Source organism: Baaleninema simplex PCC 7105, assembly GCF_000332355.1.
GTDB lineage: Bacteria > Cyanobacteriota > Cyanobacteriia > Cyanobacteriales > Geitlerinemataceae > Baaleninema > Baaleninema simplex.
Map to the genome: position 1 here is coordinate 617,576 of NZ_KB235959.1, position 5,537 is coordinate 623,112.

Sequence of the window (5,537 nt, forward strand, 5' to 3'; positions counted from 1 at the left end):
CTCCCAAATAGTGTCTAAATCCCCTTTTTTGTGCTTGGGTTTTGAAGTCGGGGTCGAAACGCTTGCACCACTTCTCAAAGCAGGGTGGCATAGCGGCTGGGGTGGTCTCTCTCATGGGGACACTCTCCACCTTAAATCCTTGTCAGTCAAGGGTTTTGCTTTTATTTTACCTTTTTTACCGTTTAAGTCCCGTTAACGCCTTTAACGCCTTTCCCGACGATGCCCTGGTTCGCATCGACCCCGACTCGATTCGCAAAAAGGGCAGAGTTCCCAAAAACGGCAGTCTCTTTTTCACCATCTTTCAAACCTTCATGTCGGGAACCGACGACGACGGCAACCCCGCCCCCAGTTTCGGCGAGTATCCCCCAGACTTCTTCGATTTCATCGTCATCGATGAATGTCACCGAGGCGGGGCCAGCGACGAAAGCACCTGGCGGGGAATTCTCGAATACTTCTCCCCCGCCGTCCAACTGGGCTTAACCGCGACGCCCAAACGCACCAACAACACCGACACCTACGCCTACTTCGGCGAACCCGTCTACACCTACGCCCTCAAAGACGGCATCAACGACGGTTTCCTGACGCCGTTCAAAGTCAAACAGTTTGAAACCGACCTCGACGAGTACACCTACGACGATGACGACACCGTTCTCGCCGGAGAGATCGATCGCGATCGCACCTACGTCGAATCTGACTTCAACCGCACCATCGAAATCCCACAACGGGAAGCCTACCGCGTCAAGGTGTTTATGGAAGCGATCGACCCACGGGAAAAAACCCTGGTGTTTTGCGCCAAACAAGACCACGCTCTCGTAGTGCGCGACCTCATCAACCAGATGAAAGTCATCCCCGATCCGAATTACTGCGTCCGCGTCACCGCCGACGAAGGCCAACTCGGCGACCAACACCTGAAACACTTCCAAGACAACGAGAAAACCATCCCCACCATTCTCACCACCTCTCAAAAACTCTCCACCGGCGTCGATGCCCGTAACGTCCGTAACATCGTCTTACTGCGTCCCATCAACTCCATCGTCGAATTCAAACAGATTATCGGTCGCGGGACGCGGTTGTTTGAGGGGAAAGACTACTTCACCATTTACGATTTCGTCGAAGCCTACCGCAACTTCAACGATCCGGAGTGGGACGGCGAACCCGAAGACCCCACACCGATCGCACCTCGCGAACGGCGATCGTCTGAGGAGAGCGATCGCCCCACCGACAGCGAAGAGACAAACGAGAGGCGATCGCGTCCCGAGAAAATCGTCATCACCCTCGCAGACGGGAAAGAACGCACCCTCAGCCACACCGCCACCACCCGGTTTTGGAGTCCTGACGGCACACCCATGTCGGCGGCAGAATTTATCAAAAGCCTGTTTGGAGAACTCCCCGAGTTGTTTGAGAACGAAGCGGAATTACAGGAAATCTGGAGTCGTCCCGACACCCGAACCAGCCTGTTAACGGGTTTAGCCGAGAAAGGCTACGGCGACGAACAACTCGCCGAAGTCGCCCGCATCGTAGACGCCCAAAACAGCTACCTGTACGACGTACTCGCCTATATTGCTTACGCTCAAAAGCCGGTCAGTCGTCGAGAGCGTGTCATCGCCCACAAGGGGCTGATTTTCTCCCGCTATACGGGAAAACAACAAGAGTTTCTCGACTTCGTTCTCGACCAATACGTCAAAGAAGGCGTCGGCGAACTCAGCAACAGCAAGTTACCGCAACTGCTGGAGTTGAAATATCACAGCGTCAGCGATGCCGTTCGGGAACTGGGCGAGGTTGCGACGATTCGCAATCTGTTCGTCTCGTTCCAGCAGCATCTCTACCGTTCTGACGATACCGTAGTGTAGGGCGATGAGTAACGAATTTTTGCAATTTTACAACGTGGAATCAACATGAAAGCCATTGAAGAACAACCCAATCCAACATCCGAACCTTTACAGGTTCTAGATAAAAAAATTCATACTCAGCTTGATATCATCACTGGAATTATTTCTGTATTTGCGGTCGTCATTGTTTTGGCTTATGCAGCAAAACTGATGGGAAAACGTTTTTGGGAATAAAAATAAAACTAAAATACCAAACAGAAACTATACAAACTCTAAACACGTTTGAAATCCGATCGCGGTGCGATCGCCGCACTCAAACCAAAAATATCGCTGTTAAGGCTATCAAGTACTACGGCGTTTTAAAATTTTATAAGATTGAGTAGGAGATCGGCATATTTGGGTTTAAACGAGATTTGTGCTAATCGTTAGATTTAGAAAAGTCGTTGCTGTCATTTCGAGAAAATCGACGCTGACTTTTGGGTGTGGATTGAGGTTCTTTACTTGAAGTTTTTTGGGGTTGCTCTTTGGGTTCTTTAGATTTTTTATTTTCAGCCATGATAATTCCAGATATTGAGTCAGATGAAGACAAAGAACGAATTTCGTTCATCTATGATTATATCAAAAGATCCATTGAATCTAACGAAAACAGTCTTCGCAGCTCCGACACTAAACTGGCCTCTATTATTGCATTGAGTGGCACTTATTTACTTTTAATCAAAACACTTCCTATCAAGCCATTTACCGAAGAAGCTATTTCGTATACTTGTTATTCTTTGATTTTTTTAAAAATATTAGTTTGCATTTGCCTCATTATAGCAATTATCTTTGCTTTTGTAGGATTTATTCCTAAGAAATACAACAACGAAACGTCACCTTCAAGACTTATAGAGCTACGAAATAAATGTAAAACAACACAATATATTAAGCTCGAAATCATATATACTTGGCTCGAAGAGCTTGATGAATTTGATAGATTGAGAGACGACAAAGCAAAATATGTGAAATACTCTCTAATCAGTTTGTCTGCTGCTGCGATTAGCGCTACACTCAACCTTTTACTTGCCTCCTTGATTCCTATTCTGTAAAGAATATGAGCAAAAACCAAAAAAAACAGAAAGATTATAATTCCCAAAAACCGAAAAATTCTAACGCATCAAATGACAAATCTAAAGATCCTTCAGCAACTCCAAAAGATAAGCGGCGTAACTCTCTAAACTTCAGTCAAAGTGATGACGATAACATTGCTAAATTCTAGATAAGTCTTCTCGAGCGCCCTCCCTCACCGCCGCCGAAACTCCCAGGGAAACTCAGGCTCAACGTCCGGTCAACCCCCCAGAGCCTGCGATCGCCTCTAACCCGTTTCCCCCTCGGTGCATCGATACAGGCGAAATCGATAGATTTGCAAGTCAGAATATGCAACAAATTTTTAATTTGAGGCGACAAAACCCAAAATAATAAAGAAGCTCGAGATACCCTGCTCCCCCGCTTGACGAGCGGCTCGCTCGAAGTATGACACCCACCAATCCCAACCTCGACCTCTCCCAAACCACGATCGCCCTACGTCCCAACCTCACGATCGATCGCCAAAAACTCACCGAACTGTGCGATCGCTGGCAGATTACGAAACTGGAACTCTTCGGTTCCGTCCTTCGCGACGACTTCCGCCCCGACAGCGACATCGATCTCCTCGTCACCTGGGACGATCGCAGTCGTTGGACGCTCCTAGACTTCGCGCAAATGCACGAAGATTTCGCGCAACTGTTCGATCGCCCCGTCGATCTCGCCAGCAAACGCGCGATCGAACAAAGCGACAACCCCCTTCGCCGCGCCGCCATCCTCGAATCTGCCCAACTGCTCTATCGCCAACCATGACCGATCGCGATCGCCAGTCGTTACGCGACATTATCAATTCAGCTAATCTCGCCGCCGATTACCTCAACGGCAAAACCCAGGCGGATTTCGAGCGAGATCGAATGCTTCAAGACGCGATCGTGCGGCGCATCGAAATCGTCGGCGAAGCCGCCACTCGACTGTCACAAGAAGCCCGCGACGCGATCGCTACGGTTCCTTGGAAGCAAATCGTCGGCATGAGAAACATCATGATTCATCAATACGATCGCGTCGATCTCCAGCTAGTTTGGGATACTGCCACCGTCGCGTTACCCCAGCTTGTCCGCAGTCTTCAGCCTTACGTTTAACCCAACTGTCCCCAAAACCATGAGCGCCGAATACTCCGAAGACATCCTCGTTCAACGAACCACCGCCGAAAAACTCCACACTCTCGGCTGGAAACCGATCTTTGCCTACGACGAAGAAGATTTCGGACGCGATAGCCTCCTGGGACGCACCGACAACACAGAAATCCTCCTCAAACGCAGTCTCTACAGCGCCCTAAAACACCTCAACCCCGGACATCCCGACAGCGCCTATACCGACGCGATCGATCGACTCGAACAAGCCAGCGTCACCAAAACCACCCGCCAGCACAACCAGGAAAAATACAAACTCATCCGCGACGGCATTTCCGTTAAATACACCGACGAGCGCGATAGTGCTACGCACCGCTACCGCGAACACACCGAAACGCACCGCCTGCGCCTCATCGACTACGACAACCCCCAAAACAACGAATTCCTCGCCGTTCGCGAACTCTCGATACAGGGGCAAACCCACCAATGCCGTCCCGACATCCTCGGTTACGTCAACGGAATCCCCTTGGGAGGAGAAGCGTATTAACGAACGTCGTTTAAAGGTGGTGGACTCCTGCCATCAAACCCGAGTGGGTCGGGGATTTGCCTTGCTGCTCGATGATACAGGACAATCGAAAAAGCGGCAACTTCACCGCAGGTGTGGGAAGACAGTACATCGGAGAAATCGGCAAGCTCGACAACGGAATCGTGGCGGTAACGACCCATCTCTATGATAGGCAAAAAAATTTGCCTCTGGATGTAGAAATCTATCAGCCAGCCAGTTCCTTACCCTCAGGCAAGAAAGATCCCTACTTTCAAAAAGAAACCCGAAATCGCCTTAGAATTAATTGACCGGAGTTTAAAGAGAGGGTATCGACCGGGAATCGTCCTCATGGATGCCGGCTATGGTAACAACACAAATTTTTTAAAGGGACTCGAATCTCGCCGACTGAAGTATCTAGGAGCCGTCGCCAAAAATCGGAAAATCTGGCTGAATCAATCGGGAGAAAATTGGCAAAAGATTCGCCTTGATGAATATGCCAAAAGCTTACCAGAAGAGGACTTTACGTCAGTTTCTCTAAATTCAAACAAGCCCAAAAACCCTGTGGGTGGCGACGGGTACGGCAGAGCTGTCACGTCTACAAGGAGAAAGAACCTTTGCTATCGTCATGAATGCAAGTTCTTATGCGGACGCGACAGAAATTGATTATTTTATCTACGAATGAAGACTCCGAAAAAGTGACTGCCGAATGGGTCGTGAACACTTACTCAGGGCGAAACTGGGTAGAAGTCTTCTATCGGGAAGCCAAAGGATGGTTGGGTTGGAGGGAATGCCAGGCGAGAGGTTTGAAGAGTTTACAGCGGCATTTAATTTTGGTATTTTGTGCCTACACTTTTATCCTTTGGCATAAGTTGACGGGCGGTTTACGAAGGAAGTGGGCGAACCAACCTTTGGAAACTTTTGTAGATGCTTTAGAGGCTTTTCGGACAGCCATGTCTTTTCGTTTTGTGGCATGGC

Annotated in this window: 5 protein-coding genes and 2 pseudogenes; all 7 read left to right on the forward strand. The window is 49.1% G+C overall.

Going from position 1 to position 5,537, the window contains the following annotated elements:
* Positions 1-194: 194 nt before the first annotated feature.
* A pseudogene (hsdR, locus tag GEI7105_RS31970) lies at positions 195-1,850 on the forward strand (EcoAI/FtnUII family type I restriction enzme subunit R); the annotation flags it as partial.
* A 45-nt stretch (positions 1,851-1,895) separates the two neighbouring features.
* Entirely contained in the window at positions 1,896-2,063 is a 168-nt protein-coding gene (locus tag GEI7105_RS38755) for a hypothetical protein (RefSeq protein WP_017662699.1), read from the forward strand.
* Positions 2,064-2,353: 290 nt separating this feature from the next.
* Complete coding sequence (locus GEI7105_RS0122695; protein ID WP_144053989.1) at positions 2,354-2,914, forward strand: hypothetical protein; 561 nt, start codon at positions 2,354-2,356, stop codon at positions 2,912-2,914.
* Positions 2,915-3,338: 424 nt separating this feature from the next.
* The gene (locus GEI7105_RS0122700) at positions 3,339-3,701 is read left to right on the forward strand and encodes a nucleotidyltransferase family protein (RefSeq protein WP_017662702.1); all 363 of its coding nucleotides are present in this window, start codon (positions 3,339-3,341) and stop codon (positions 3,699-3,701) included.
* Positions 3,698-4,027 (forward strand): HepT-like ribonuclease domain-containing protein, encoded by a 330-nt coding sequence (locus GEI7105_RS0122705; protein ID WP_017662703.1) that lies wholly within the window; start codon positions 3,698-3,700, stop codon positions 4,025-4,027. Before GEI7105_RS0122700 ends, GEI7105_RS0122705 begins: the two co-directional genes overlap by 4 nt.
* 19 nt (positions 4,028-4,046) lie before the next feature.
* A complete protein-coding gene (locus GEI7105_RS0122710; protein WP_017662704.1) occupies positions 4,047-4,565 on the forward strand; it encodes a type I restriction endonuclease in 519 nt (172 codons plus the stop codon).
* Positions 4,534-5,537 (forward strand): annotated as a pseudogene (locus tag GEI7105_RS31975) (IS701 family transposase); the annotation flags it as partial. The gene GEI7105_RS0122710 and the pseudogene GEI7105_RS31975, both read left to right, overlap by 32 nt.